We start from the raw sequence: 23,658 nt of genomic DNA on the forward strand, positions 1-23,658 counted from the left end.
CGGTCAGAAAGGGTCGATGCCCAGAAGTGCAGCCGCTTGGAGCGCCGTGGCGCGTGCGGCCTCGGGCGTGGCGCCGGTCACGTTCAGGTGGCCCATCTTGCGGCCGCGCTTGGCGTCGCGCTTGCCGTACAGGTGCAGGTGGGTGCCAGGCAGGGCCAGCACGTCGGCCCAGGGCGGGGTCTGCGCGGTATCGCCCTGCGCGAACCACAGGTCGCCCAGCAGGTTCAGCATCACGGCGGGGCTGTGCTGGCGCGGCTGGGTCAGCGGCAGGCCGGCCATGGTGCGCACCTGCAGCTCGAACTGGGACACGTCGCACGCGTTCTGACTGTAGTGGCCGCTGTTGTGCGGACGCGGGGCGATCTCGTTGACCACCAGGCTGCCGTCCTGCAGCACGAAGAATTCGACACACAGCACGCCCACGTACTGCAGGCCTTCTGCTACAGATTTTGCAGCTGCTACCGCTTGCTCAGCAAGCGCTGGGGGCAGATTATGTGCATGAACCTCGGTCACGGCCAGGATGCCGTCGCGGTGCAGGTTGCGCTGCACCGGCAGGTGCACCATGGCGCCGTCGGCCCCGCGCGCCACGATCACGGAGCATTCGAGCGCCAGCGGCAGCATCTTCTCCAGCACGCAGGGGACCTTGCCCACGGCATCCCAGGCGGCGGCCAGCTCGGCGGCGGTTTTCACGCGCACCTGGCCCTTGCCGTCGTAGCCCATCCGGGCGGTTTTCAGGATGCCTGGAAGCAGGTCGGCGGACACGGCACCCAGTTGCTCGGCCGTATCGATCACAGCGTAGGGCGCGCAGGGCACGCCGCAGCCCACGAAATGTGCTTTCTCGCGGGCGCGGTCCTGCGCGACCGACACGGCGCTGGCTGCGGGCGACACCGGGCGCTCAGCAGCCAGGGTTGCCAGCGCAGCAGCGGGCACGTTCTCGAACTCGGTGGTCACCGCGTCGGCCACGCGGGCCAGCTCGGCCAGGCCCGCCGGGTCTTCGTAGCCGGTCTGGATGTGGTGGTGGCTCACCAGGCCGGCCGGGCTGTCGGGGTCGGCATCGAGCACCGCCGTGAAGTAGCCCATGGCCTGCGCCGCGTGCACGAACATGCGGCCCAGCTGGCCACCGCCCAGCACGCCCAGAGTCGCGCCAGGAAGGAGAGGCGTTGTAGACGCGGTCATGCGGCGGGCGGCAGGGTCATGTTGCGCGCCACCTCGGTCTGCTCGGCGCGGAAGGCTTCCAGGCGCGCACGCAGCTCGGGGTTCTCGCTGGCCAGCAGCGCCACGGCGAACAGCGCCGCGTTGGCGGCCCCGGCCGTGCCGATGGCGAATGTGGCCACCGGGATGCCCTTGGGCATCTGCACGATGCTGTGCAGCGAATCCACGCCGTGCAGGTGGCGGCTGGCCACCGGCACGCCCAGCACGGGCACGGTGGTCTTGGCCGCGATCATGCCGGGCAGGTGGGCTGCGCCGCCCGCACCGGCGATGATGGCCTTGAGGCCCCGGCCCACGGCGGCTTCGGCATAGGCGAACATGTCGTCGGGCATGCGGTGGGCCGAGACCACACGGGCCTCGTGCTCGATGCCGAACTGTTCAAGAATCTGCACTGCGTGCTGCATGGTGTCCCAGTCGCTGCTGGAGCCCATGACCACACCGATCTGGATGGATTTCATGGTGGTAAGGGGTGTGCGGCAGCGGCAGGTGCCCGGTGCTCGGCTGTAGGTAGAACCCGCGATTTTACTTTTTGCGCCTCCCTCCATGGAGCCCGGGCATGTCGATGGGCCAAAATAGCGCGAACCCACCAGCTGCGCCGGCCTCTCCCGGCCCCCCATCATGATTGACGTCACCGTAGAAAACTTTGAAGCCGAGGTGGTTGCCGCCTCCATGGACGTGCCCGTCCTGGTGGACTTCTGGGCGCCCTGGTGCGGCCCCTGCAAGTCGCTCGGGCCGGTGCTGGAGAAGTTGGAGACCGAATACGCCGGCCGCTTCAAGCTCGCCAAGATCGACTCCGACCAGGAGCAGCAGCTCGCCGGCATGTTCGGCATCCGCAGCATTCCCACCTGCGTGCTGCTCATGAACGGCCAGCCCGTGGACGGCTTCATGGGCGCATTGCCCGAGGGTCAGGTGCGTGCCTTCCTCGACAAGCACGTGCCCACCGAAGACCAGCTCACGGCCGAAGCCGAAGAGGAAGAAGCCTTCGAAGCCCTGGCCGAAGGCGACACCGACACGGCGCTCGAGAAGCTGCAGCATGCCGTCGTGACCGACCCCGCCAACGACGACGCCCGCTTCGACTACGTCAAGCTGCTGCTGCAGCTGGGCCGCGAAGACGACGCCAAGGTCGCCTTTGCCCCGGTGATCGCCAAGGCCCCGGGTTCGCGCAAGCTCGGTGCCCTCAAGACCTGGATGGATGCTATTGATTTCGTAGCTTTGAGCGCTTATGGGGAGAGCGCTGGAGCCGATTTTGATGCCAAGATCGCCGCCAGCAAGCGCGACTTCGACACCCGCTACGCGCGCGCCCGCTGGCTCATGGCCCGCCAGCGCTGGACCGACGCGATGGACGAATTGCTCGAAATCCTCATGCGCGACAAGGCCTGGGGCGAAGAAGCCGCCCGCAAGACCTATGTCGCCATCCTTGAAATCATCGAGCCGCCCAAGGTGAAGGTGGCCGACGGCCAGATCCCGCCCGACGACCCGGTGGTGGCCACCTACCGCCGCCGTTTGTCGAGCGTGGTGCTCAGCTGATTCCGGCCAGGTGGCTGGACGCGGCGGGTCGGGGGTGATGGCGGTGCAGCGCGCCGGGCAGGGGCACCACCGCAGCCTCCGGGCAGGCCGGGGCCGCCTGTTGGCGTGCATGGCCGCTTGCCTGCTCGCTGCGGGCTGCGGCACGCGGCCGCCGGCACCGGATGCGGTGGTGACGGGCGTGGCCTTGTCCCGAGAGCGCGTCGTGCTGCCCCCCGAGGCCGTCTTCGAGGCCACGCTGCTGGATGTGAGCCAGCCCGACGCGCCCCCGGTGGTCCTGGGGCGCCAGCGCCGCGAGCCGGCGGGCCAGCCGCCCTATGCAGTGGCCATTGCGTACCCGTCCTCGCGGTTCGTGCCCAAGGGGCGCTACGAGGTGCGCGCCGCCGTCACCCTGGAAGGCCGGCTGCTGCTGGCCTCCGAGGCGCGCCACGCCGTCCCGCAGGATGCGGCCTACCGCCATGTGGACGTGCAGCTGCGGCGCCAGCCCCCGCTGGCGGCCGTGGTGGAGGCCGGCGTGCCGCTGCTGCTGACGTACTGGCGCCTGGTGTCGATCGAGGAGGAGGCCGTGCCCCGCCCCGCGCAGGGCGGCACGCCGCCGCACCTGGTGCTGCAGTCCGACGAGGCGCGGGCCACAGGCTCGGGCGGCTGCAACCGGTACCTGACCGACTACCACCTCAACGGCGCGCAGCTGTTCTTCGGCCGGGTGGTGTCCAACATCGCCCTGTGCCTGGACCGCGGCGCGCTGGAGACGCGGTTCTTCAATGCCCTGGAAGGCGTGGCGAGCTTTCGCCAGCAGGGCACGCACCTGCAGTTGCGCGACGCGCAGGGCAAGCCGCTGCTCGGCTTCGAGGCCGCCGAGACGCTGCTGGAATAGGCGCTGGAAGCGGTAGGCCGCACGCCCGGTCGCCCGTCGGCACCGGGGCCCCCGGCCGTGGCGGAAGGCGTGCAGCCGTTCGTCATGCCGCTACGCCCTCACGCTGTCACGCCGTCAACCGCTCCCGCGCTTCGCGGTACTTGGCGGCGGTCTTCTCGATCACGTCGCGCGGCAGGCGCGGGGCCGGGGCGGTCTTGTCCCAGGGCTTGCCGTTGACCTGGGCCTGTTCCAGCCAGTCGCGCACGAACTGTTTGTCGTAGCTGGGTGGGTTCTCGCCGCGGGCCAGCGCGTCGGCATAGCCCTCGACAGGCCAGTAGCGCGAGCTGTCGGGGGTGAGCACCTCGTCCATCAGCACCAGCGTGCCGTCCGGCGCGAGGCCGAACTCGAACTTCGTGTCGGCAATGATCATGCCCTTGGCCAGCGAGATTTCGGCCGCCGCCTGGTAGATGGCGATGCTCAGGTCGCGGATGCGGGTGGCGAGGTCCAGCCCGATCATCTCCACCGTGCGCTCGAAGGTGATGTTCTCGTCGTGCTCGCCCGCAGCGGCCTTGGCGGCGGGCGTGTAGATGGGGGCGGGCAGCTTGGCCGCGTTGGTCAGGCCCTCGGGCAGCGGCACGCCGCAGACCGAGCGCGATTCCTGGTATTCCTTCCAGCCGCTGCCGGCCAGGTAGCCGCGCACCACGGCTTCGACCGGAATGGGTTTGAGGCGCTGGACCAGCATGGAGCGGCCGCGCACCTGCGCGACTTCGTCGGGCTTGACCACGCTCTCGGGGGCATCGCCCGTCAGGTGGTTGGGGCAGATGTAGCCCAGCTTGTCGAACCAGAACAGCGCCATCTGCGTGAGCAGCTCGCCCTTGCCGGGGATGGGCTCGCCCATGATCACGTCGAACGCCGACAGGCGGTCGCTGGCCACCATCAGGATGCGGTCGTCGCCCACGGCGTAGTTGTCGCGTACCTTGCCGCGGGCCAACAGGGGCAGCGACGTGAGGGCAGAGGTGTGCAGGGCGGCGGCGGTGGCGGCGGTGGGGTGGGGCTGGGTCATGGTGTCGGTGTGGCGGTCGATGGGTCGCGTCCGCTGCGGGGCAGGCTGGTGAACGTACAACGTGAAAACACATGCGGGAGCATTCCACGCAACCTGCGGATTTTACGCGCCAGGGCAAAGCCGGGCGCCGCGCCCGGGTCTGCCCGGCCACGGTGCCTGGGGCCGCTGGCGCAGGCACCGGCATTGCATGCGCACCGAATGTCGCGCGTGTTGCACTGTGTTGCGGCACACTGTGCGGCCCCCGTCCGGTCGTTTCCTGCCGCCCCTCCATCCTCCCCCATTGGCCGCCCGCGCGCGACTTCCTGTGCAGTCCTCACCGCCCCCTTCACCCACATCACCTGCTTCATCTGGCGCAGCGCCTGCTGCTGCCCCTGCACTCACGCCGCGGCGCGAGTTCTGGCTGCTGCTCACCCTCGCCGGCATCCAGTTCACCCACATTCTGGACTTCATGATCATGATGCCGCTCGGGCCGCAGTTCACGCGGCTTTTTGGCATCACCGATGCGCAGTTCGGGCTGCTGGTGTCGGCCTATACCTTGTCGGCGGGCGCGTCGGGGCTGCTGGCCTCCACCTACATCGACCGCTTCGGCCGCAAGCGGCTGCTGCTCACGCTGTACGTGCTGTTCGGCTTGGCCACGCTGGCCTGCGGCCTCGCGCCCACCTACGGCTCGTTGATGGTGGCGCGCATCCTGGCAGGTGCCTTCGGCGGGGTGCTGTCGGCGCTGTCGCAGACCATCGTGGCCGACGTGGTGCCGTTCGAGCGCCGCGGCCGGGCCATGGGCATCGTGATGACCTCGTTCTCGCTGTCCACCGTGGCGGGCGTGCCGCTCGGGCTGCTGCTGGCCGAATACGGCGGCTGGCACCTGCCATTCATCGCCATCGCGGCGCTGGTCGGCGTGCTGGCCATCTTTGCGGCCCGCACCATGCCGACGATGACGGCGCACCTGCAGGCTGCGCAGCGCCGCAGCACGTTCGGCGGCATCGCCCAGGTGCTGGGCGACGCCAACCACCGCTGGGCGTTTCTGTTCTCTGCGCTGATCATGTTCACCGGGTTCACGGTGATCCCCTACATCACGATCTACCTGCAGGCCAATGCCGGCGTGCGGCCCGACCAGGTCCCGCTGGTGTACCTGTGCGGCGGCGTGGTCACGCTGTTCACCGCGCGGCTCTTCGGCGTGCTGACCGACCGGTGGGGCAAGGTGGTGGTGTTCCGCTGCCTGGCAGTGGCCGGGGCGTTTCCGCTGATGGGCATCACCCTGGTGCACGGCGTGCCGCTGTGGGGCGTGCTCACGGTGTCCACGCTGATGTTCGCGCTGATGAGCGGCCGCATGATCCCGGGCATGGCCATCATCTCGTCGGCGGCGCAGCCGTCACTCAGGGGCACGTTCATGACGCTCAACGCGTCGGTGCAGTCGGCGGCCATGGGCGTGGCATCGTTCCTGGGCGGACTGCTGATCAGCCGCGACGCGCAGGGGCTGGTGCAAAACTACTGGATGTCTGCCGCGGTGGGCATCACCGCCAGTGTGCTGTCGATGGTGGTGGTGGGGCGACTCACGCTGCATGGCGCGACGCCGTCGGCCCGCTGAGCGTGCCCTGAGTCAACGGGCGTGGGGCCGTAAAGGGCGCGGTGCTGGGGGCCAGCAAGGCAACCGGATCATTGTGCGCGCTTTTGATGTGCTTGGCACCTCTGCCGCCATAACCCAGCAGGCAAGGGCGGTATGGGATTGCTTTTCGGTGAGGGCAGGGGCATAGTGAACTCACGTCAACGGATGCATCCTCGTTCCCCAGCCGCTCCCCTGATCAAGGACGGCATTCTTTCACTGAGAGTGTTACAGGAGACTTATCTATGAACTTGACGATCAGCGGTCACCATCTCGAAGTTACTCCCGCCTTGCGCAGCTACGTCACGAACAAGCTGGACAGGATCACCCGCCACTTTGACCAGGTTGTCGATGTCAAAGTATTGCTGACGGTAGAGAAGCAAAAGGAAAAGGAGAAGAGGCAGCGAGCGGAATGCAACATCCACGTGAAGGGCAACGACCTGTTCGCCGAGAGTTCGCACTCCGACCTGTACGCTGCGGTGGATGAGCTGGTCGACAAGATGGATCGCCAGGTTGTGCGCCACAAGGACCGCCTGCAGGATCACCACCACGAAGCCGCCAAGCGCGAACTGCACGCGTAATGCGCCAGCCCTGAGCTTGGCACAGCAGCCGCCCACTGGGCGGTTTTTTTGTTGCCTGACGCCTCGCGATCAGGGTTTTCGCCAAGATGTGCATAATTGTTACCTTGACCATGAATCGACTCGCCTCCATCCTGCCCTCCGCCCAAGTGCTTGTGAGTGTTGACGCCACGAGCAAGAAGCGTGCTTTTGAAGAAGCGGGTCTCCTGTTCGAGAGCCAGCACGGCCTGTCGCGCGCGCTGATCACCGACAGCCTGTTTGCGCGCGAGCGCCTGGGCTCGACCGGACTGGGCCATGGCGTGGCCATCCCGCACGGCCGCATCAAGGGGCTCAAGGCCCCGATGGCGGCGGTGTTCCAGCTGCTGCACCCCATCGGTTTCGATGCGCCGGACGAGCAGCCGGTGGGCCTTCTGATCTTTCTGCTGGTGCCCGAAGCGGCGACGCAAAAGCACCTCGAAATCCTGTCCGAGATCGCGGAGCTGCTGAGCGACTCCGCACTGCGCGAAAAGCTCAAGTCCTGCACCGACGCGGCCGAGCTGCACGGCATGATCGCAGGCTGGCAGTCCACGCAGGCCGCCTGAGCCGTACCGGCGCTCGCTGCACACAACACTCCGCCAGCACCTTGTGAAGCCCAATGTTGTCAGCGCCGATGTCCTCTTCGAGGAATTTCGCGCGCCCCTGAAATGGGAATGGGTCGCCGGGCTCGGCGCCTCCGAGCGCCGCTTCGACGAAGTGGCCGTGCGCTCCGCGCGCTCCGGGGCTGACCTCGTCGGCTACCTGAACTACATCCACCCGTACCGCGTGCAGATCCTGGGCGAGCGCGAAATCGCGTACCTGAGCAGCGCGTCGCCCGACGACTGCAAGCGCCGCATCGCCCGCATCGTGACGCTGGAGCCACCGGTGCTGGTGCTGGCCGACAACCAGACCGCGCCCGACGCGCTGGTCTCGATGTGCGAGCGCGCACAGATCCCGATGTTCTCGACGCACGAGTCCTCGGCGTTCGTCATCGACGTGCTGCGTGCCTACCTGTCCAAGCACTTTGCCGACCGCACCACGATGCACGGCGTGTTCATGGACATCCTGGGGCTGGGGGTGCTCATCACCGGAGAATCGGGCCTGGGCAAGAGCGAGCTGGGCCTGGAGCTGATCTCGCGCGGCAATGGCCTGGTGGCCGATGACGCGGTCGATTTCTACCGCATCAACCAGACCACCATCGAAGGCAAGTGCCCCGAGCTACTGCAGAACCTGCTGGAAGTGCGCGGCATCGGCCTCTTGGACATCCGCGCCATCTTTGGCGAGACCGCGGTGCGCCGCAAGATGCGTTTGAAGCTCATCGTGCACCTGGTGCGCAAGGAGACGCTCGAGCGCGAATACGAGCGCCTGCCGTACGAGCCGCTCACGCAGGACGTGCTGGGCGTGCCCGTGCTCAAGGTCGTGATCCAGGTGGTCGCCGGCCGCAACATCGCCGTGCTGGTCGAAGCCGCCGTGCGCAATACCATCCTGAACCTGCGCGGCATCGACACCTACCAGGAATTCGTGGAGCGCCACCGCCGCGCCATGGAACGCGACACCGGCGGCTAGGTCTGCCTGCTATTGATTTGGTAGCTGTTTGCGCTTGATAGGCAAGCGGTAGAGCCTGTTTTGGCTCAAATCGGGCCTGTCAGAGTGCCTTTGCCCACCGAGCCGTTGCTCCGGGATTCGCTGAAACAGGACATCCCCACCCCCAGCGCGAAGACACCAGCACCAGAGCGCCCAGAGTGCCCAAGCGTCACAACCCATTTGCGCCCCGAGGCCGTAAATACTGGCGCTCCCCCAACGCCAGTGCACCCGTGGAACCGGCTCCGCCGGGCCACCGGGTGCGTCCCCTGGAGGGGAAGGCGCCGAAGGCGGCTCAGGGGGGAGTTATTTGCTAGCGCAGGCCGCGCACTGGCCGTACAAGGCCATGGTGTGGTCGTGCACGACCCAGCCCTTGGCCTTGGCCACGGCCTGCTGGCGCTTTTCGATCTCGGGGTCGTAGAACTCTTCGACCTTGCCGCACGACGTGCACACGAAGTGGTCGTGGTGCTGGCCTTCGTTGAGCTCGTACACCGCCTTGCCGCTCTCAAAATTGCTGCGGATCAGGATGCTGGCCTGTTCGAACTGGGTGAGCACGCGGTAGACCGTGGCTAGGCCGATGTCCGAGCGCTCTTCCAGCAGCACGCGGAACACGTCTTCGGCGGTCATGTGGCGCTGCGCGCCCTTCTGGAAAATCTCCAGAATCTTCAGGCGGGGCAGCGTGGCCTTGAGTCCCGTGCTTTTGAGTTCGTCGATGTTGGTCATGGCATGGTCTTTCGGGATACCGGCCTGGGCCCCGGAGTTCGGGGGGCCTGCCGCTACAATGGGGCGATCATATCCTCAGCCCTTTTATCCATGCCCGTCAAAGCCACTTGCAGCGCCCGCCTGGGCCTGGTCCTTTTGATCGGTGCTGGCGTGGCCACCCTGGCCGGATGCGGTAGCTTCAACGGCGCCGGCACCCGCATCGCCAACATCGTCACCCCCTACAAGATCGACGTCGTCCAGGGCAATTTCGTCTCGCGCGAGCAGGTCGAAGCCCTGCAGCCCGGCATGAGCCGCCAGCAGGTGCGCGAGATCCTGGGCACGCCGCTGCTCACCAGCCTGTTCCACGCAGACCGCTGGGAGTACGTGTTCACGCTCAAACGTCCTGGCGAAGAAGTGCAGACCCGCAAGCTGACCGTGTTCTTCAAGGGTGATGTGCTGGACCGCTCCGAAGGCGACACCATGCCCACCGAGACCGAATTCGTGGCCACTCTGGGCTCCAAAGGGTCCAAGAGCAAGGTGCCCGTGCTCGAGGCCACGCCCGAGCAGCTGGCGCGCTTCCCGGCCTCGGCGCGGCCCACCACGCCACCCACGGCGGCCCCTCTGGAGCCCGCCTCCGTCAGTTACCCGCCGCTCGAAGCGCCTGCGCGCTGAGATCGAACGTGACCACGTTCTAGACCGGCACCGGCAGCGCGCACAGCCCGCGCTGCACCAACGATTAGGATTTTCATGACAGGGACATCAACCCCCGCTGCCACCGCTCCGTGCCGCGTGGCCGTGGCTGGCGCCTCCGGCCGCATGGGCCGCATGCTCATCGAAGCCATCCGCGCCACCGACGACCTGGTGCTGGCGGGCGCCCTCGAAGTGCCGGCCAGCCCCGGCATCGGCTCGGACGCCACGGCGTTCCTCGGCCACGCCAGCGGCGTGGCCATCACGGCCGACATCGCCACGGGCCTCAAAAACGCCGATGTGCTGATCGACTTCACCCGCCCCGAAGGCACGCTGGCCCACCTGGCCGTGTGCAGCCGCCTGGGCGTGAAGGCCGTCATCGGCACCACGGGCTTTTCGGACGAGCAAAAAGCCGAGATCGCGGCCCACGCGCAGAACACCGCCATCGTGATGGCGCCCAACATGAGCGTGGGCGTCAACGTCACGCTCAAGCTGCTGCAGATGGCCGCCAAGGCCATGGCCACCGGCTACGACATCGAGATCATCGAGGCCCACCACCGCCACAAGGTGGACGCGCCCTCGGGCACCGCGCTCAAGATGGGCGAAGTCATCGCCGACGCCCTGGGCCGCGACCTCAAGGACTGCGCCGTCTACGCCCGCGAAGGCGTGACCGGCGAGCGCGACCCGTCGAGCATCGGCTTTGCGGCCATCCGCGGTGGTGACATCGTGGGCGACCACACGGTGCTGTTCGCGGGCATCGGCGAGCGCATCGAGATCTCGCACAAGTCCTCCAACCGCGCCGGCTATGCCCAGGGCAGCCTGCGCGCCGTGCGCTTCCTGGCAGAGCGCAAGACGGGCATGTTCGACATGTTCGACGTGCTCGATCTGCACTGATCCATGGACGCGCTGCACTGGTGGCGCCAGGGCGATGCGGTGACGCAGGTCACCGCCTTGCTGCTGCTGGCCATGTCGGTCGCGAGCTGGGTCGTCATCGTCTGGAAGCTGCGGCTCATGCGCCGCGCCAGCGCCGACGTGGCGCGCAGCACCGCCGCCTTCTGGCAGGCGCCATCGCTCGACCTGGCATCGCAACGTTTGCAGGCTTTTGACCGTGAAGCGCTGGTCCTGCCTCTTGTGGTTGCTGCAAATTCCATAGCAAGCGCTGCCACGGCCGCACAGGGTAGCCTTGCCACGCAGGGCAGCCTCGCCACGCAGCTCACCCGCGTGCTGCGCGACGCCCTGCACGGCGTGCTGGGGCGCCTGCAGTTCGGGCAGGTGATGCTGGCCACCGTGGGCTCCACCGCGCCCTTCGTCGGCCTGCTGGGCACCGTGTGGGGCATCTACCATGCGCTCACCGCCATGGCCGGGGCCGGGCAGATCACCATCGACCGCGTGGCCGGCCCGGTGGGCGAGGCGCTGATCATGACCGCCGCAGGCCTGGCCGTGGCCATCCCCGCCGTGCTGGCCTACAACGTGTTCGGCCGGCTGATCGGGCGCATCGAGGCCGATCTGGAAGGCTTCGCACGCGATCTGCGCGAATTGCTGATCGACCAGGCGGTGGTGCGGGGGGCTTTGCCGCCCGCCGCAGGCACGGCCTGAGCCACACCCCTGAACCTTCACCAGGACACCCCGCCATGGCTTTCGGACGGCTGGAACGCACCACGGGCCCGCAGCCCATGAGCGACATCAACATGACGCCGCTGGTCGACGTGATGCTGGTGCTGGTGGTCATCTTCATCCTGACCGCGCCTCTGCTGGCCAGCTCCATCCGGCTCGACCTGCCGCGCAGCGAAGGCGCCACGCCGGGCTCCGCGCCCCAGGCCATCACGCTGGTGGTGGATGCCAAGGGCCAGGCCTATCTGGACGACCAGCCCCTGAGCCAGCCCGCGCTGGCCGAGCGCCTGCGCCGCATCGGCGCCGAGCAGCCCGACACCGAAGTGCAGCTGCGCGCCGACGCTGCCGTGCCCTATGGCCGCGTGGTCGAGGTCATGGGCGCGGCCCACCTGGCGGGCCTGCAGCGCATCGGTTTCGTGGCCGAACCGGCGCCACCTGCCGGGCCATCTAGCGCGCCATCCGCCGGGCCAACCGCCACGCCAGCGGCCGCCGCGCAGCCGCCCCGCACGCCCTGAAATCGCGCCCGGCACGGCGTCCTCGCCCGGGTTGGCCATGGCGTGCTGCAATGACAGGCGCATGACCGCCTAAAATCCGCCCAGCGCAGCACCGCACGCGGCTGCACCCCCCTCTCACCCCGAGCCCCCATGCAAGACAAATATTCTCCCCAAGACGTCGAACGCGCCGCGCACGACCACTGGACCGCCACCGACGCCTACCGCGTGACGGAAGATGCGAGCAAGAAGAAGTTCTACGCCTGCTCGATGCTGCCCTACCCCAGCGGCAAGCTGCACATGGGCCATGTGCGCAACTACACCATCAACGACATGCTGGCGCGCTACTTGCGCATGAACGGCCACAACGTGCTCATGCCCATGGGCTGGGACGCCTTCGGTCTGCCGGCCGAGAACGCGGCGCTCAAGAACGGCGTGCCGCCCGCCAAGTGGACGTACGAGAACATCGCGTACATGAAGCAGCAGATGCAGGCCATGGGCCTGGCCATCGACTGGAGCCGCGAGATCGCCACCTGCGACCCCGAGTACTACCAGTGGAACCAGTGGCTGTTTTTGAAGATGCTGGACAAGGGCATCGCCTACCGCAAGACCCAGGTCGTGAACTGGGACCCGGTGGACCAGACCGTGCTGGCCAATGAGCAGGTGATCGACGGCAAGGGCTGGCGCACCGGCGCCACGGTCGAAAAGCGCGAGATCCCGGGCTATTACCTCAAGATCACCGACTACGCTGACGAACTGCTCGACTTCGTGACCGGCGACAAGCTGGCCGGCTGGCCCGACCGCGTGAAGCTCATGCAGGAGAACTGGATCGGCAAGAGCGAAGGCGTGCGCTTTGCGTTCACGCACGACGTTCGCGGCGACGACGGCGCGCTGATCGGCGACGGCAAGATGTACGTGTTCACCACGCGCGCCGACACCATCATGGGCGTGACCTTCTGCGCCGTGGCGCCCGAGCACCCGCTCGCCGCGCACGCCGCCAAGAGCAACCCCGCGCTCGCGGCCTTCATCGAAGAATGCAAGAACGGCGGCACCACCGAAGCCGAGCTCGCCACGCAGGAGAAAAAGGGCCTGCGCACCGGCCTGTTCGTCACGCACCCTCTGACCGAAGAGCAGGTCGAGGTCTGGGTCGGCAACTACGTGCTGATGAGCTACGGCGACGGCGCCGTGATGGGCGTGCCCGCGCACGACGAGCGCGATTTCGCCTTTGCGCTCAAGTACGACATCGAGATCAAGCAGGTCGTGCTGGTCGACGGCGAGAGCTTCAACTACCACCAGTGGCAAGACTGGTACGGCGACAAGCAGAACGGCGTGACCATCAACTCCGACAGCTTCAGCGGCCTGTCCTTTAAGGACGCCGTGAACGCCGTCGCCCATGCCCTGGAGCAAAAGGGCCTGGGCGAGAAGAAGACCACCTGGCGCCTGCGCGACTGGGGCGTGAGCCGCCAGCGCTACTGGGGCACGCCGATCCCGATCATCCACTGCGAGGAACACGGCGCCGTGCCGGTGCCCGAGAAGGATCTGCCCGTGGTGCTGCCGCAGGACTGCATCCCCGACGGCTCCGGCAACCCGCTGCACAAGCACGAAGGCTTCCACGCCGGCGTGACCTGCCCCGTGTGCGGCAAGGCCGCGCGCCGCGAGACCGACACCATGGACACCTTCGTGGACAGCTCGTGGTACTTCATGCGGTACTGCGACCCGAAGAACAGCGGTGCCATGGTGGGCGAAGGCACGGCCTACTGGATGCGCGACCAGAAGTCCGCCACCGGCGGTGCCGGCATGGACCAGTACATCGGCGGCATCGAGCACGCCATCCTGCACCTGCTGTACGCGCGCTTCTGGACCAAGGTCATGCGCGACCTGGGCCTGGTGACAGTGGACGAGCCCTTTGCGCACCTGCTCACGCAGGGCATGGTGCTCAACCACATCTACTACTGGCGCGATGAAAAGGGCGGCAAGAACTACTTCCCGCCCGAAGCCGTCACGCAGGTGCTCGATGCGCAAGGCCGCATCGTGGGTGGCCGGCTGACCGAGGCCGAAGGCCAGTACCCGCAAGGCCTGCAGCTGGAATACGGCGGCGTCGGCAAGATGGGCAAGACCGAGCGCAACGGTGTCGACCCGCAGGATTTGATCGCCAAGTACGGCGCCGACACGGCCCGCCTGTACACCATGTTCACCGCCCCGCCCGAGGCCACGCTGGAGTGGAACGACGCCGCGGTGGAAGGCAGCTACCGCTTCCTGCGCCGCGTGTGGAACTTCGGTGTCAAGCTGTCTGCTATGGATATGGGAGCTGCTACCGCAAGCGTGGCAAGCGCTAGCAGCCTGAATGACGTCGAATTCGGCAAGGAGGCCAAGGCCCTGCGCCTGGAGATCCACAACGTGCTCAAGCAGGTGGATTACGACTACCAGCGCATGCAGTACAACACCGTGGTCTCGGGCGCGATGAAGATGATCAACGCGCTGGAGGACTTCAAGGCCGCCGACTCCGCCGGTGCCCAGGTCGCGCTGATCGAAGGCTTCGGCATTCTGTTGCGCGTGCTGTACCCCGCCACGCCGCACATCGCGCACACCCTGTGGAGCAGCCTGGGCTACGCCAACCACCTGGGCGACCTGCTCGACGCGGCCTGGCCGCAGGTCGATGCGGGCGCGCTGGTGCAGGACGAGATCGAGCTCATGCTGCAGGTCAACGGCAAGCTGCGGGGCTCCATCCGCGTGCCGGCCCAGGCCGACAAGGCCGAGATCGAGCGCGTGGCCCTGGCCAGCGAAGCCTTCACCGCACAAGCGGCAGGCGCGGCCCCCAAGCGCGTGATCATCGTGCCCGGCCGCCTCGTGAACGTGGTGATTTGACTGACTGGACCATGAAGCGACCACTCCCTGGTGCGCATCGCATCTGCAGGCCCGGGCCGCACCGGGTGGATCGCTTCTGGTCGCGCGACCGCAATGAATGACTGATATGCAAAGACGTACGCTGCTGACCTTCGCCCCCGCCGCCTTGCTGGTCGGATGCGGCTTTCGCCTGCGGGGCGTGCCGGAGTTCGGCTTCGAGACGCTCTACATCGCCGCGCCCGCGGCCTCGCCCCTGGCCCGCGAACTGCAGCGCACGCTGGCCGGCTCGGGCGGCAAGCTGCAGGTGGTGCGCGAGGCCACCGGCCTGACCACCGCCCAGGCCATCATGGACCTGGTGCAAGAGCAACAGGAGCGCGTGGTGGTGGGCCTGAACGCGTCCGGCCAGGTGCGCGAGTTGCAACTGCGCCTGCGCGTGAAGTTCCGCCTGCGCACCCCCGCCGGCGTGGAGCTGATCCCCGAAACCGAGCTGCTGCAGCAGCGCGACATCAGCTACAACGAAACCATCGCCCTGGCCAAGGAAGCGGAAGAAGCGCTGCTGTACCGCAACATGCGCACGGACATCGTGCAGCAGCTGCTGCGGCGCTTGGCTGTGGTCAGGCTTTGATCGATTTTTGAACGGTCGCGTCCCGCTGGGCGCTGCCGGGTGGATTTCTGTCTTTCGCCCGCTGCAGGTCAATACTGGCGCGCCCCAAAGCTAGAGCAGCCGCGCAAGGGCCGCCCCGCCGCGCTGGCTGCGTCCCCCTTCCCGAATCGCGCAGCGATTCGAGAGAAGGGGCTGAGGGCCGCGGCTCCAAGCCTGCCTGCGCAGGCTTGGACGGCCCGAAGAGCTGCCGCCTCTGGCGGCCAGCACCGAGGCGCGCAGCGCCTCAGGGGGATCGCCTCATGAGCGTGCTTTTTCCGAACAACGACTCCACCAGGTCCACCGCCAACACCGCCGTGCGGTTGCGCACGTCGAGCGCGGGGTTGACCTCCACGATGTCCAGCGAGGCCAGGCGCCCGCTGTCGGCGATCATCTCCATGCACAGCTGCGCCTCGCGGTAGGTGGGGCCGCCGGGCACCAGCGTGCCCACGCCGGGCGCGATCTCTGGGTCCAGAAAGTCCACGTCGAAGCTCACGTGCAAATGGGTGTTGTCGTCCACACCCGCCAGCGCCTGCTGCATGGTGGCGCGCATGCCCATCTCGTCGATGTAGCGCATGTCAAAAACCTCCAGGCCCTGCTCGTGCACGAAGCGTTTTTCGCCCGCATCCACGCTGCGTATGCCGATCTGGCGGATCTGGCCGGGCGTGAGGGCCGGGCGCCCGCCCGGCATGCCGGCCAGCTGCGTCAGCTCTGCGGGGCCAAAGCCGCACAGGCAGGCCACGGGCATGCCGTGCACGTTGCCGCTGGGGGTCAGCGCGCTGGTGTTGAAGTCGGCATGCGCGTCGAGCCACAGCACGCGCAGGGTCTTGCCCACCTCGAGGCAGTGGCGCGCCACCGCGCTGATGCTGCCCAGGCCCAGGCAGTGGTCGCCGCCCATCAGGATGGGCAGGTGGCCCAGCTGCAACTCGGCATACACCGCATCGAACACATGCTGGTTCCACGCCACCACCTCGGCCAGGTGCCGGTAGCCCGCGTCAGGCGGCTGCCAGGGGTTGGCGGGGCCGTTGAGGTTGCCCCGGTCGACCACGGTCAGGCCATGGCTCTCCAGCGCGGGCTGCAGGCCGGCCACCCGCAGGGCTTCAGGCCCCATGGAGGCGCCGCGCGCGCCGGCGCCGACGTCGGTGGGGGCGCCGATGAGCCTGATGGCGGGCGCCGTGGGATGGGGCGAAGGGGTCATGGAAAAAAGCCTTTGTGGGAGCTGAAGGGGGCGGCGCATCCGGGGTCGGGGTGCGCCGTGGTGGCGGGATTGTCTGCGCAGCGCGCGCCAATGAACAGTCAGACAGCTGCTCCATCGGGCGCGTGCGCTGTGCAATCTGCGGGCTGGCACTGGCGATCTGCGCAATGCCCGCGCCTTGGGAAGGCGTTCGTAGCCCGTCCGCAGTCCGTTGCATGGGGCCGAGGCGATAAACTTTGCCGCATGCAACTCGCCCTGGCCCAACTCTCCACCCACCTCCAAAAGGGCCTGTCGCCGCTGTACGTGCTGCACGGCGACGAACCCCTGCTGCAGCAGGAGGCGGCCGACAGCATCCGCGCCCTGGCGCGCACCCAGGGGTACACCGAGCGCAGCAGCTACACGGTGGCGGGCGCCCACTTCGACTGGAGCGCCGTGCTGGCGGCGGGTGGCAGTTTGAGCCTGTTCGCCGACAAACAGATCGTGGAGATCCGCATCCCCTCGGGCAAGCCCGGCAAGGACGGCAGCGTGGCGCTGCAGCAGGTGGCCGAATCGGCGCGGGGCAACGACAGCACGCTCACGCTCGTCATGCTGCCGCGCCTGGACAAGGCCACCCGCAGCGGCGCCTGGTTTGCGGCGCTGGAGGCCAACGGCATGTCGATCCAGATCGACACCATCGAGCGCGGCATGCTCCCGCAGTGGATCGCCCAGCGCCTGGCCACCCAGGGCCAGCGCGTGGTGGCGGGCGAGGAGGGCCAGCGCACGCTGCAGTTCTTTGCCGACCGCGTGGAGGGCAACCTGCTGGCCGCCCACCAGGAGATCAGCAAGCTGGCGCTGCTGCACCCGGCGGGAGAATTGACGCAGGCCCAGGTCGAGGCGGCGGTGCTCAACGTGGCGCGCTACGACGTGTTCAAGCTGTCCGAGTCGGTGCTGTCGGGCCAGACCGCGCGCGTGCAGCGCATGCTCGACGGCCTGCAGGCCGAAGGCGAGGCGGAAGTGCTGGTGCACTGGGCGCTGGCCGAAGACATCCGCGCCCTCAAGCGCGTGAAGGACGCCATGAACGCCGGCCGCCCCCTGCCCATGGCGCTGCGCGAGAACCGCATCTGGGGAGCCAAGGAAAAGCTGTATGAGCGCATCCTGCCCAAGGCCAGCGACGCCGCCCTGGCGCGCTTGCTGCAGTCGGCCCACACGGTGGACGGCATCGTCAAGGGCCTGAAGGTGCCCGACTGGCCGCAGAACGGCTGGCAGGCGCTGCAGCGGCTGGCGTTTCAGGTGTGCCGGCTGACGCAGGCGGCGCGGTGAGCGATTGCCGCGAATCCGGGTTGATTGGCTAGAACTGGCGGATCAGGATTGCAAACTTTGTGGGAGGCCCTATGCGCCCAGGTTGGAGCCCCGCTCGACGAAACAGAAATGCAGGTACCAAGGCGCATGGGCATGGGGTGGACAATGAGTTCTCCATCCCGGAGTCCTGGAATGACTCCAAGTGCTATTGGGAAAGACTGAGTTCGTACACCGTCGTCACAAGGCCGGTCGGGGCGCGCGAAGTTCGATTTTTTGTAGAGCCGACGCGGCCCGATTGGTTTTATCCGTGCACAGTCGATGATATTTGCGCGGTCCTGGCGCATTGCCCTGCCGATGTGCTCGACGCCTTTGATTTCATCGTGTTGCGGCAGCCAACGCGCAAGCAGCGAATTTTGTGCCCTGTGTGGGGCCGTGCCATTTTTGTGTTCGATATGGATCGGTACCAGGGGCGGGCCATTGTTATCGAGGCGCAAGACCTGACGCCCATTGATTGGAGCGAATCGGTCGACCCGGAAAGGGCGCGTGAGCTCGAGCGCTTGCGCCGAGATGGGCACGGCATTCACCGTATCCGCAAGGGCATTCAGATTCGGGTGACGCCCACCTCGTTGCGCAACACGGTGCTGTATCGCACTTTGTTCCATGAGATAGGCCATCACGTGGATCACGACCGGTCTTGCGTGTCCGATTGGGAGGGAAAAACCCGAGCCACCAAAGAGGACTATGCGCACCGGTTTGCGCAGGAACTGCATGACAGGCTGGCAGCGTTGGGCGCGCTGCCTTTTGCGCCCATCATCGACGAACGATCGCTGCTGGCAGACGGGCTTCAGCAGGAGTGGTTCTGTTTGCCCTAGCGCGTTGCCGCGCTCAGGCGATGGCTGCCCGCGCCTTCTCCACCCACATCCGCAGGCTGTCCACCAGGTCTTTCTGGCTGAACGAGCAGCTTTCTTCCGAGAACAGCGCGCTGGATTCCAGCCGGTCCAGCAGGCCGTGCAGCACCTCGGCGTAGCGCGGGGGCAAGGCGGCCAGCAGGTCGGTCTGGGCGCGGGCGGTGGTGCTCAGGCCGGACGCCGACAGCGTGCCGTGGCTGAAGGCTTCGAGGGCGTCATGGACAGGTTGGAGCAGGTGGGCGCGGGTCATGGGCGGCTCTGGATGCGTGGGTATGGCGGCGGGGTGGCAAGGGTAACAGGCGCTCAATGGGCCGCACAGAGGGTATCTGCGGCAAAATCGCCGGATGAACGCCCTCAACGTCGCTGAATACACGCACACCCTCGGCCTGCAGGCCAAAACGGCCTCTGCGCAGATGGCCAAAGCTCCGGCAGCTATCAAAAACAAAGCGCTCAAGGCGCTGGCCCGCCTGCTGCGCGAGAACGTAGATGCGCTCCAGGTCGACAACGCGCGGGACCTGGACCGTGCCCGCACCGCCGGGCTGGCCGAGCCGATGGTGGACCGCCTCAAACTCAGCCCCAAGGTGCTGGAGACCTGCGCCGAAGGCTGCGAGCAGCTGGCGGCCATGCCCGACATCATTGGCGAGATCCTGGGCATGAAACAGCAGCCCAGCGGCATCCGCGTGGGCCAGATGCGCGTGCCGATCGGCGTGTTCGGCATGATCTACGAGAGCCGGCCCAACGTGACCATCGAGGCCGCGTCGCTGTCCATCAAGAGCGGCAACGCCTGCATCCTGCGCGGCGGCTCCGAAGCCATCGATTCCAACAAGGCCCTGGCCAAGCTGGTGCAGCAGGCGCTGGCCGAGGCCGGCCTGCCGCAGGACGCGGTGCAGCTGGTGCAGACCACCGACCGCGAGGCCGTGGGCCAGCTCATCGCCATGCCGCAGTTCGTGGACGTGATCATCCCGCGTGGCGGCAAGGGCTTGATCGAGCGCATCAGCCGCGACGCCAAGGTGCCCGTCATCAAGCACCTGGACGGCAACTGCCACACCTATGTGGACGACCCCTGCGACATCGCCATGGCGGTGAAGGTGGCCGACAACGCCAAGACGAACAAGTACAGCCCCTGCAACGCGAGCGAAGGCCTGCTGGTGGCGCGCGGTGTGGCGGCCGACTTCCTGCCGAAGATCGGCGCGGTGTATGCCGCCAAGGGCGTGGAGATGCGCGGCTGCCCCGAGTCGCTGGCCATCTTGAAGAAGGTGGCCGGCGCCCAACTGGCCCAGGCCACGGAGCAGGACTGGAGCGAGGAGTACCTCGCACCCATCATCAGCGTGAAGATCGTGGCGGGCGTGGATGAGGCGATCGCGCACATCAACCACTATTCGAGCCACCACACCGACGCCATCCTCACCACCAACCACGTTCACGCCCAGCGGTTCTTGCGCGAGGTGGATTCGGCCAGCGTGATGGTGAACGCCAGCACCCGCTTTGCCGACGGCTTCGAGTACGGGCTGGGCGCCGAGATCGGCATCAGCACCGACAAATTCCACGCCCGCGGCCCGGTGGGGCTGGAGGGGCTGACCTCGCTCAAGTACGTAGTGCTGGGCGATGGCGAAGTCCGCGCTTGATTTGCTCTTGTTTTGATAGCTGCTGGCGCTTGCTGATCAAGCGGTAGCAGCCAAAAACATATGAAAATCATCATCCTCGGAGCGGGCCGCGTAGGCCAGAGCGTGGCCGACAGCCTGGTGTCCGAGCGCAACGACATCACCGTCATCGACACCAATGCCGAGCGCCTGCGCGACCTGGAGTCGCGCTACGACCTGCGCGGTGTGGTGGGCAGCGGCATCGAGCCCAATGTGCTGGCCGAGGCCGGCGCGCACGACACCGACCTGCTGATCGCCTGCGCTGCGCAGGACGAGACCAATCTGGTGTGCTGCAAGATCGCGCAGCTGATGTTCAACATCCCCAAGCGCATCGCGCGCGTGCGGTCCACCGGCTTCGAAGGCGAGGAGCGCCTGGTGGGCCCCGAGGGCTTTGCGGTGGACCGCATCATCTGCCCCGAGGAATCGCTCACCCGCTACATCGCCAAGCTCATCGACTACCCCGAGGCGATGCAGGTGCGTGAATTTGCCGGGGGCCGGGCCTGCCTGGTGTCGGTGCGGGCGCGGGTGGGGGCGCCCATGGTGGGCCACACCATTGGCGACCTGCGCGACAACGCGCCCGAGCTGGCCATGCGCATGGTGGCCATCTACCGGCGCTTTCCCGACGAGCCCGACCGCTTCATCGCCTGCGACGGCCGCACGCGCATCGAGCCCGGCGACGAGGTCTTCGTGCTGGCCGCGCAGGAGCGCATTGCCGATGTGCTGGGCGCGCTGCACCGCCCGCAGGGCCAGCCCTCCAAGCCCGTGCGCCGCATCATGATCGCCGGTGGCGGCCGGGTGGGGCTGCGCCTGGCGCGGCAGCTGGCGCAGGCGCCGGGGCGCTTCAACATCAAGATCATCGAGGACCACGCGGACCGCTGCGTGGAGCTGGCGTCGTCCCTGCCCACCAACGTGCTGGTGCTGCAGGGCGACACCACCGACGAGGACCTGCTGGGCGATGAGGGCATCGAAGAGGTGGACCTGTTCCTCGCGCTCACCGACGACGACGAGGACAACATCATGTCCTGCCTGCTGGCCAAGCGCATGGGCGCCAGCCGGGTGCTGGCGCTCATCAACCGGCGCAGCTATGCCGACCTGATGCACGGCACGCAGATCGACATCGCGCTGTCGCCCGCGCAGGCCATGCTGGGCGAGCTGCTGGCCTATGTGCGCCAGGGCGATGTGCAGGCGGTGCACAGCCTGCGCCGGGGCGTGGCCGAGGCGCTGGAGATCGTGGTGCGCGGCGACCGCAAGAGCTCGCGCGTGGTGGGTCGCAAGGTGAGCGAGCTGCAGCTGCCGCGCGACGTGCACATGGGGCTGATCGTGCGCGGCCTGCCCGACGCCTACGACGTGTCGCAGGGTGCCGTGCAGGACCTGCGCGAGCCCGAGGTCATCATCCCGCGCAGCTCCACCGTGATCGAGAGCAACGACCACGTGGTGTTCTTCCTGCCGCACAAGCGGCTGGTGCGCGACGTGGAAAAGCTGTTCCGCGTGAGCGCGACGTTCTTTTGATGCACCCCCCTGAGTCGCTTCGCGCCTTCCCCCCGCTCTCGCAGCGCTGCGCACTGCGGGCAGGGGGACGCCGCCAGCGCACGGAGGCGAAGCGCCGCCTGTGCAGCGCGTCGGCCCTTGCGCGGCGGCCCTCGCCTGGGCTGCGCCAGTATTGGCAGCTGCATGCGATGTTGGCGGCCATGAACCCAGGGTGCTGGCCATGACGGACATGTTTCCCGTCCTGCGCGTGCTGGGCATCCTGATCATGATCTTCTCGCTGTCGATGGGCGTGCCGCTGGCGGTGTCGCTGTGGACGCGCGACGGGGTCTGGCACGTGTACCCGATGGCCATGGCCGCCACGCTGGCCGCGGGTGCCTGGCTGTGGTGGCGGCTGCGCCTGTTCCGCCAGGAGCTGCAGCCGCGCCACGGCGTGATGCTGGTGTCGCTGGTCTGGCTGCTGCTGCCGCTGTCGGCCGCGGTACCGCTGATGCTGGCGGGGCACCACATCGGGCGGCCGATGTCGTTCACCTATGCGTACTTCGAGGCCGTGTCGGGGTTGACCACCACGGGCTCCACGGTGCTGGCGGGGCTCGATACGCTGCCGGTGTCGGTCAACGTGTGGCGCACCTTTTTGCAGTGGATGGGCGGCATGGGCATTCTGATCCTGGCCGTGGCCGTGCTGCCGCTGCTGGGCGTGGGCGGCAGCCAGCTCTTCAAGGCCGAGGCTGCGGGGCCGCTGAAGGACACTAAGCTCACGCCACGCATGACCGGCACGGCCAAGGGGCTGTGGGGCGTGTATGCGATGTTCTCGGTGGCCTGCGGGTTGGCGTTCTGGCTGGGGGGCATGGGCCCGCTCGATGCGCTGATGCACATGTTCGCCACGGTGAGCCTGGGCGGGCTCTCGTCGCACGACGCGAGCTTCGGGTATTTTCAGTCGCCGCTGCTGGAGGCTATCTGCATCGTCTTCATGCTGGTGGCCAGCTGCAACTTCGCGCTGTACTTCGTGGCCATCCGCAAGGGGCAGTGGAGCGGCTTCTGGGGAGACCCGGAGCTGCGCGCCACGCTGCTGACCCTGGTCGGCGGCGGTCTGCTGGTGTCGCTGCTGCTGTGGGCCAAGGGGGTGTACGAGCCGCTCGTGGCCCTGCGCCACGGCATGTTCAACCTGGTGTCCATGGCCACGACGACCGGGTTCGCCACGGTGGACTACCTGGCCTGGCCGGTGTTCGCGCCGGTGTTCATGCTGCTGCTGTCGGGCGTGGCCACCAGTGCGGGGTCCACGGGCGGGGGCATCAAGATGGTTCGCATGCTCATCCTCGTCAAGCAGGCGCGGCGCGAGATGAACCGCCTGGTGCACCCGCGCGCGGTGCAGCCGGTGCGGCTGGGCAGCGGCGTGGTGGACAACCGGGTGATCTTCTCGGTGCTGGCCTTCATGCTGGTGTACGGCGGCACCGTGTTCGGCCTGTCGATGGTGATGCTGCTGACCGACCTGGACCCGGTGACCGCGTTCTCGGTGGTGCTGGCCAGCGTGAACTGCGCGGGGCCGGGGCTGGGCATGGTGGGGCCGGCGTCCAACTACGCGGTGCTGACCGACTTTCAGATCTGGGTGTGTACCCTGGGCATGCTGCTGGGGCGGCTGGAGATCCTGAGCTTCATGGCGCTGCTCACGCCTGCTTTCTGGCGCCGTTGACTCCGCGGGCTGCCGCGCCGCCTTGCGAAAAGGGAAGGCGGCCCCAAATCCCTACAATTCGTCGCAA

Annotated in this window: 23 protein-coding genes; 17 read left to right on the forward strand and 6 right to left on the reverse strand. The window is 67.6% G+C overall.

The genetic code is table 11. The features are described 5' to 3' along the window. Positions 1 to 3: 3 nt before the first annotated feature. Complete coding sequence (locus tag ASF16_RS11275; RefSeq protein ID WP_056166756.1) at positions 4 to 1,173, reverse strand: 5-(carboxyamino)imidazole ribonucleotide synthase; 1,170 nt, start codon at positions 1,171 to 1,173, stop codon at positions 4 to 6. Continuing rightward, on the reverse strand, positions 1,170 to 1,664 hold the full coding sequence (gene purE, locus ASF16_RS11280; protein WP_056166761.1) for a 5-(carboxyamino)imidazole ribonucleotide mutase: 495 nt from the start codon (positions 1,662 to 1,664) through the stop codon (positions 1,170 to 1,172). The genes ASF16_RS11275 and purE overlap by 4 nt, the downstream gene beginning before the upstream one ends. 160 nt (positions 1,665 to 1,824) lie before the next feature. Between purE and trxA the strand changes: the two genes are divergently transcribed. Together trxA and ASF16_RS11290 are read left to right on the forward strand one after the other, a co-directional pair. Continuing rightward, entirely contained in the window at positions 1,825 to 2,733 is a 909-nt protein-coding gene (trxA, locus tag ASF16_RS11285; RefSeq protein WP_056166764.1) for a thioredoxin, read from the forward strand. 109 nt (positions 2,734 to 2,842) lie between these two features. Then, a complete protein-coding gene (locus tag ASF16_RS11290; RefSeq protein WP_235507343.1) occupies positions 2,843 to 3,604 on the forward strand; it encodes an META domain-containing protein in 762 nt (253 codons plus the stop codon). Positions 3,605 to 3,710: 106 nt separating this feature from the next. Here ASF16_RS11290 and ASF16_RS11295 read toward each other — a convergent pair whose 3' ends face one another. Next, a complete protein-coding gene (locus tag ASF16_RS11295; RefSeq protein WP_056166828.1) occupies positions 3,711 to 4,646 on the reverse strand; it encodes a phosphoribosylaminoimidazolesuccinocarboxamide synthase in 936 nt (311 codons plus the stop codon). A 400-nt stretch (positions 4,647 to 5,046) separates the two neighbouring features. On the opposite strand from ASF16_RS11295, the gene ASF16_RS11300 reads away from it, so the two are divergent. The 4 genes from ASF16_RS11300 (at position 5,047) to hprK (ending at position 8,405) form a co-directional block, all read left to right on the forward strand. Further along, complete coding sequence (locus ASF16_RS11300) at positions 5,047 to 6,231, forward strand: MFS transporter (protein ID WP_056166830.1); 1,185 nt, start codon at positions 5,047 to 5,049, stop codon at positions 6,229 to 6,231. A gap of 260 nt (positions 6,232 to 6,491) precedes the next feature. Then, positions 6,492 to 6,827, forward strand: coding sequence for a ribosome hibernation-promoting factor, HPF/YfiA family (gene hpf / locus ASF16_RS11305; protein WP_056166769.1), 336 nt, complete (start codon positions 6,492 to 6,494; stop codon positions 6,825 to 6,827). 110 nt (positions 6,828 to 6,937) lie between these two features. Continuing rightward, the gene (locus tag ASF16_RS11310) at positions 6,938 to 7,405 is read left to right on the forward strand and encodes a PTS sugar transporter subunit IIA (protein WP_056166771.1); all 468 of its coding nucleotides are present in this window, start codon (positions 6,938 to 6,940) and stop codon (positions 7,403 to 7,405) included. Positions 7,406 to 7,448: 43 nt separating this feature from the next. After that, on the forward strand, positions 7,449 to 8,405 hold the full coding sequence (gene hprK / locus ASF16_RS11315; protein ID WP_056166774.1) for an HPr(Ser) kinase/phosphatase: 957 nt from the start codon (positions 7,449 to 7,451) through the stop codon (positions 8,403 to 8,405). Positions 8,406 to 8,726: 321 nt separating this feature from the next. Here the strand turns inward: hprK and fur are convergent, their stop codons facing one another. Continuing rightward, on the reverse strand, positions 8,727 to 9,143 hold the full coding sequence (gene fur, locus ASF16_RS11320) for a ferric iron uptake transcriptional regulator (protein ID WP_056166777.1): 417 nt from the start codon (positions 9,141 to 9,143) through the stop codon (positions 8,727 to 8,729). Between the two features lie 90 nt (positions 9,144 to 9,233). On the opposite strand from fur, the gene ASF16_RS11325 reads away from it, so the two are divergent. The 6 genes from ASF16_RS11325 to lptE all read left to right on the forward strand — a co-directional run bounded on the left by ASF16_RS11325 (position 9,234) and on the right by lptE (position 15,380). Then, a complete protein-coding gene (locus ASF16_RS11325; protein WP_056166779.1) occupies positions 9,234 to 9,794 on the forward strand; it encodes an outer membrane protein assembly factor BamE in 561 nt (186 codons plus the stop codon). A gap of 75 nt (positions 9,795 to 9,869) precedes the next feature. Further along, positions 9,870 to 10,703 carry a 4-hydroxy-tetrahydrodipicolinate reductase gene (gene dapB, locus ASF16_RS11330; RefSeq protein WP_082516876.1) on the forward strand — a complete coding sequence of 278 codons (834 nt, stop codon included), beginning with the start codon at positions 9,870 to 9,872 and terminating at the stop codon, positions 10,701 to 10,703. Positions 10,704 to 10,706: 3 nt separating this feature from the next. Further along, positions 10,707 to 11,405, forward strand: coding sequence for a MotA/TolQ/ExbB proton channel family protein (locus ASF16_RS11335; protein WP_056166783.1), 699 nt, complete (start codon positions 10,707 to 10,709; stop codon positions 11,403 to 11,405). 35 nt (positions 11,406 to 11,440) lie between these two features. Beyond that, entirely contained in the window at positions 11,441 to 11,935 is a 495-nt protein-coding gene (locus tag ASF16_RS11340; protein WP_056166786.1) for a biopolymer transporter ExbD, read from the forward strand. 129 nt (positions 11,936 to 12,064) lie between these two features. Beyond that, the gene (gene leuS, locus ASF16_RS11345) at positions 12,065 to 14,776 is read left to right on the forward strand and encodes a leucine--tRNA ligase (protein ID WP_056166789.1); all 2,712 of its coding nucleotides are present in this window, start codon (positions 12,065 to 12,067) and stop codon (positions 14,774 to 14,776) included. 106 nt (positions 14,777 to 14,882) lie between these two features. Continuing rightward, entirely contained in the window at positions 14,883 to 15,380 is a 498-nt protein-coding gene (gene lptE / locus ASF16_RS11350) for an LPS assembly lipoprotein LptE (RefSeq protein ID WP_056166793.1), read from the forward strand. 262 nt (positions 15,381 to 15,642) lie between these two features. Here the strand turns inward: lptE and rocF are convergent, their stop codons facing one another. Next, positions 15,643 to 16,593 (reverse strand): arginase, encoded by a 951-nt coding sequence (gene rocF, locus ASF16_RS11355; RefSeq protein ID WP_056166796.1) that lies wholly within the window; start codon positions 16,591 to 16,593, stop codon positions 15,643 to 15,645. A 240-nt stretch (positions 16,594 to 16,833) separates the two neighbouring features. On the opposite strand from rocF, the gene holA reads away from it, so the two are divergent. Together holA and ASF16_RS11365 are read left to right on the forward strand one after the other, a co-directional pair. Then, a complete protein-coding gene (gene holA, locus ASF16_RS11360; protein WP_056166800.1) occupies positions 16,834 to 17,889 on the forward strand; it encodes a DNA polymerase III subunit delta in 1,056 nt (351 codons plus the stop codon). 137 nt (positions 17,890 to 18,026) lie between these two features. Continuing rightward, the gene (locus ASF16_RS11365; protein WP_156370427.1) at positions 18,027 to 18,740 is read left to right on the forward strand and encodes an ImmA/IrrE family metallo-endopeptidase; all 714 of its coding nucleotides are present in this window, start codon (positions 18,027 to 18,029) and stop codon (positions 18,738 to 18,740) included. Positions 18,741 to 18,753: 13 nt separating this feature from the next. On the opposite strand, the gene ASF16_RS11370 is transcribed toward ASF16_RS11365, so the two are convergent. After that, complete coding sequence (locus tag ASF16_RS11370) at positions 18,754 to 19,026, reverse strand: hypothetical protein (RefSeq protein WP_056166806.1); 273 nt, start codon at positions 19,024 to 19,026, stop codon at positions 18,754 to 18,756. A 94-nt stretch (positions 19,027 to 19,120) separates the two neighbouring features. Between ASF16_RS11370 and ASF16_RS11375 the strand changes: the two genes are divergently transcribed. The 3 genes from ASF16_RS11375 (at position 19,121) to ASF16_RS11385 (ending at position 23,591) form a co-directional block, all read left to right on the forward strand. After that, positions 19,121 to 20,401, forward strand: coding sequence for a glutamate-5-semialdehyde dehydrogenase (locus ASF16_RS11375; protein WP_056166809.1), 1,281 nt, complete (start codon positions 19,121 to 19,123; stop codon positions 20,399 to 20,401). A gap of 60 nt (positions 20,402 to 20,461) precedes the next feature. Then, positions 20,462 to 21,925, forward strand: coding sequence for a Trk system potassium transporter TrkA (gene trkA, locus ASF16_RS11380; RefSeq protein WP_056166810.1), 1,464 nt, complete (start codon positions 20,462 to 20,464; stop codon positions 21,923 to 21,925). A gap of 199 nt (positions 21,926 to 22,124) precedes the next feature. Beyond that, positions 22,125 to 23,591 carry a TrkH family potassium uptake protein gene (locus tag ASF16_RS11385; protein WP_056166813.1) on the forward strand — a complete coding sequence of 489 codons (1,467 nt, stop codon included), beginning with the start codon at positions 22,125 to 22,127 and terminating at the stop codon, positions 23,589 to 23,591. The last annotated feature ends 67 nt before the right edge of the window (positions 23,592 to 23,658 follow it).

The organism is Acidovorax sp. Leaf78, assembly GCF_001422735.1.
Classification (GTDB): Bacteria; Pseudomonadota; Gammaproteobacteria; order Burkholderiales; family Burkholderiaceae_C; genus Acidovorax.

Excerpts from the sequence above, each read along its gene's own strand:
- ASF16_RS11310 (WP_056166771.1), top strand. The coding sequence starts at position 6,938 with ATGAATCGACTCGCCTCCATCCTGCCCTCCGCCCAAGTGCTTGTGAGT.
- rocF (WP_056166796.1), bottom strand. The coding sequence starts at position 16,593 with ATGACCCCTTCGCCCCATCCCACGGCGCCCGCCATCAGGCTCATCGGC.
- ASF16_RS11335 (WP_056166783.1), top strand. The coding sequence starts at position 10,707 with ATGGACGCGCTGCACTGGTGGCGCCAGGGCGATGCGGTGACGCAGGTC.
- trkA (WP_056166810.1), top strand. The coding sequence starts at position 20,462 with ATGAAAATCATCATCCTCGGAGCGGGCCGCGTAGGCCAGAGCGTGGCC.
- hpf (WP_056166769.1), top strand. The coding sequence starts at position 6,492 with ATGAACTTGACGATCAGCGGTCACCATCTCGAAGTTACTCCCGCCTTG.
- ASF16_RS11295 (WP_056166828.1), bottom strand. The coding sequence starts at position 4,646 with ATGACCCAGCCCCACCCCACCGCCGCCACCGCCGCCGCCCTGCACACC.
- ASF16_RS11340 (WP_056166786.1), top strand. The coding sequence starts at position 11,441 with ATGGCTTTCGGACGGCTGGAACGCACCACGGGCCCGCAGCCCATGAGC.
- purE (WP_056166761.1), bottom strand. The coding sequence starts at position 1,664 with ATGAAATCCATCCAGATCGGTGTGGTCATGGGCTCCAGCAGCGACTGG.
- holA (WP_056166800.1), top strand. The coding sequence starts at position 16,834 with ATGCAACTCGCCCTGGCCCAACTCTCCACCCACCTCCAAAAGGGCCTG.
- ASF16_RS11375 (WP_056166809.1), top strand. The coding sequence starts at position 19,121 with ATGAACGCCCTCAACGTCGCTGAATACACGCACACCCTCGGCCTGCAG.
- fur (WP_056166777.1), bottom strand. The coding sequence starts at position 9,143 with ATGACCAACATCGACGAACTCAAAAGCACGGGACTCAAGGCCACGCTG.
- ASF16_RS11385 (WP_056166813.1), top strand. The coding sequence starts at position 22,125 with ATGACGGACATGTTTCCCGTCCTGCGCGTGCTGGGCATCCTGATCATG.
- trxA (WP_056166764.1), top strand. The coding sequence starts at position 1,825 with ATGATTGACGTCACCGTAGAAAACTTTGAAGCCGAGGTGGTTGCCGCC.
- dapB (WP_082516876.1), top strand. The coding sequence starts at position 9,870 with ATGACAGGGACATCAACCCCCGCTGCCACCGCTCCGTGCCGCGTGGCC.
- ASF16_RS11325 (WP_056166779.1), top strand. The coding sequence starts at position 9,234 with ATGCCCGTCAAAGCCACTTGCAGCGCCCGCCTGGGCCTGGTCCTTTTG.
- ASF16_RS11290 (WP_235507343.1), top strand. The coding sequence starts at position 2,843 with ATGGCCGCTTGCCTGCTCGCTGCGGGCTGCGGCACGCGGCCGCCGGCA.
- lptE (WP_056166793.1), top strand. The coding sequence starts at position 14,883 with ATGCAAAGACGTACGCTGCTGACCTTCGCCCCCGCCGCCTTGCTGGTC.
- ASF16_RS11370 (WP_056166806.1), bottom strand. The coding sequence starts at position 19,026 with ATGACCCGCGCCCACCTGCTCCAACCTGTCCATGACGCCCTCGAAGCC.
- leuS (WP_056166789.1), top strand. The coding sequence starts at position 12,065 with ATGCAAGACAAATATTCTCCCCAAGACGTCGAACGCGCCGCGCACGAC.
- ASF16_RS11275 (WP_056166756.1), bottom strand. The coding sequence starts at position 1,173 with ATGACCGCGTCTACAACGCCTCTCCTTCCTGGCGCGACTCTGGGCGTG.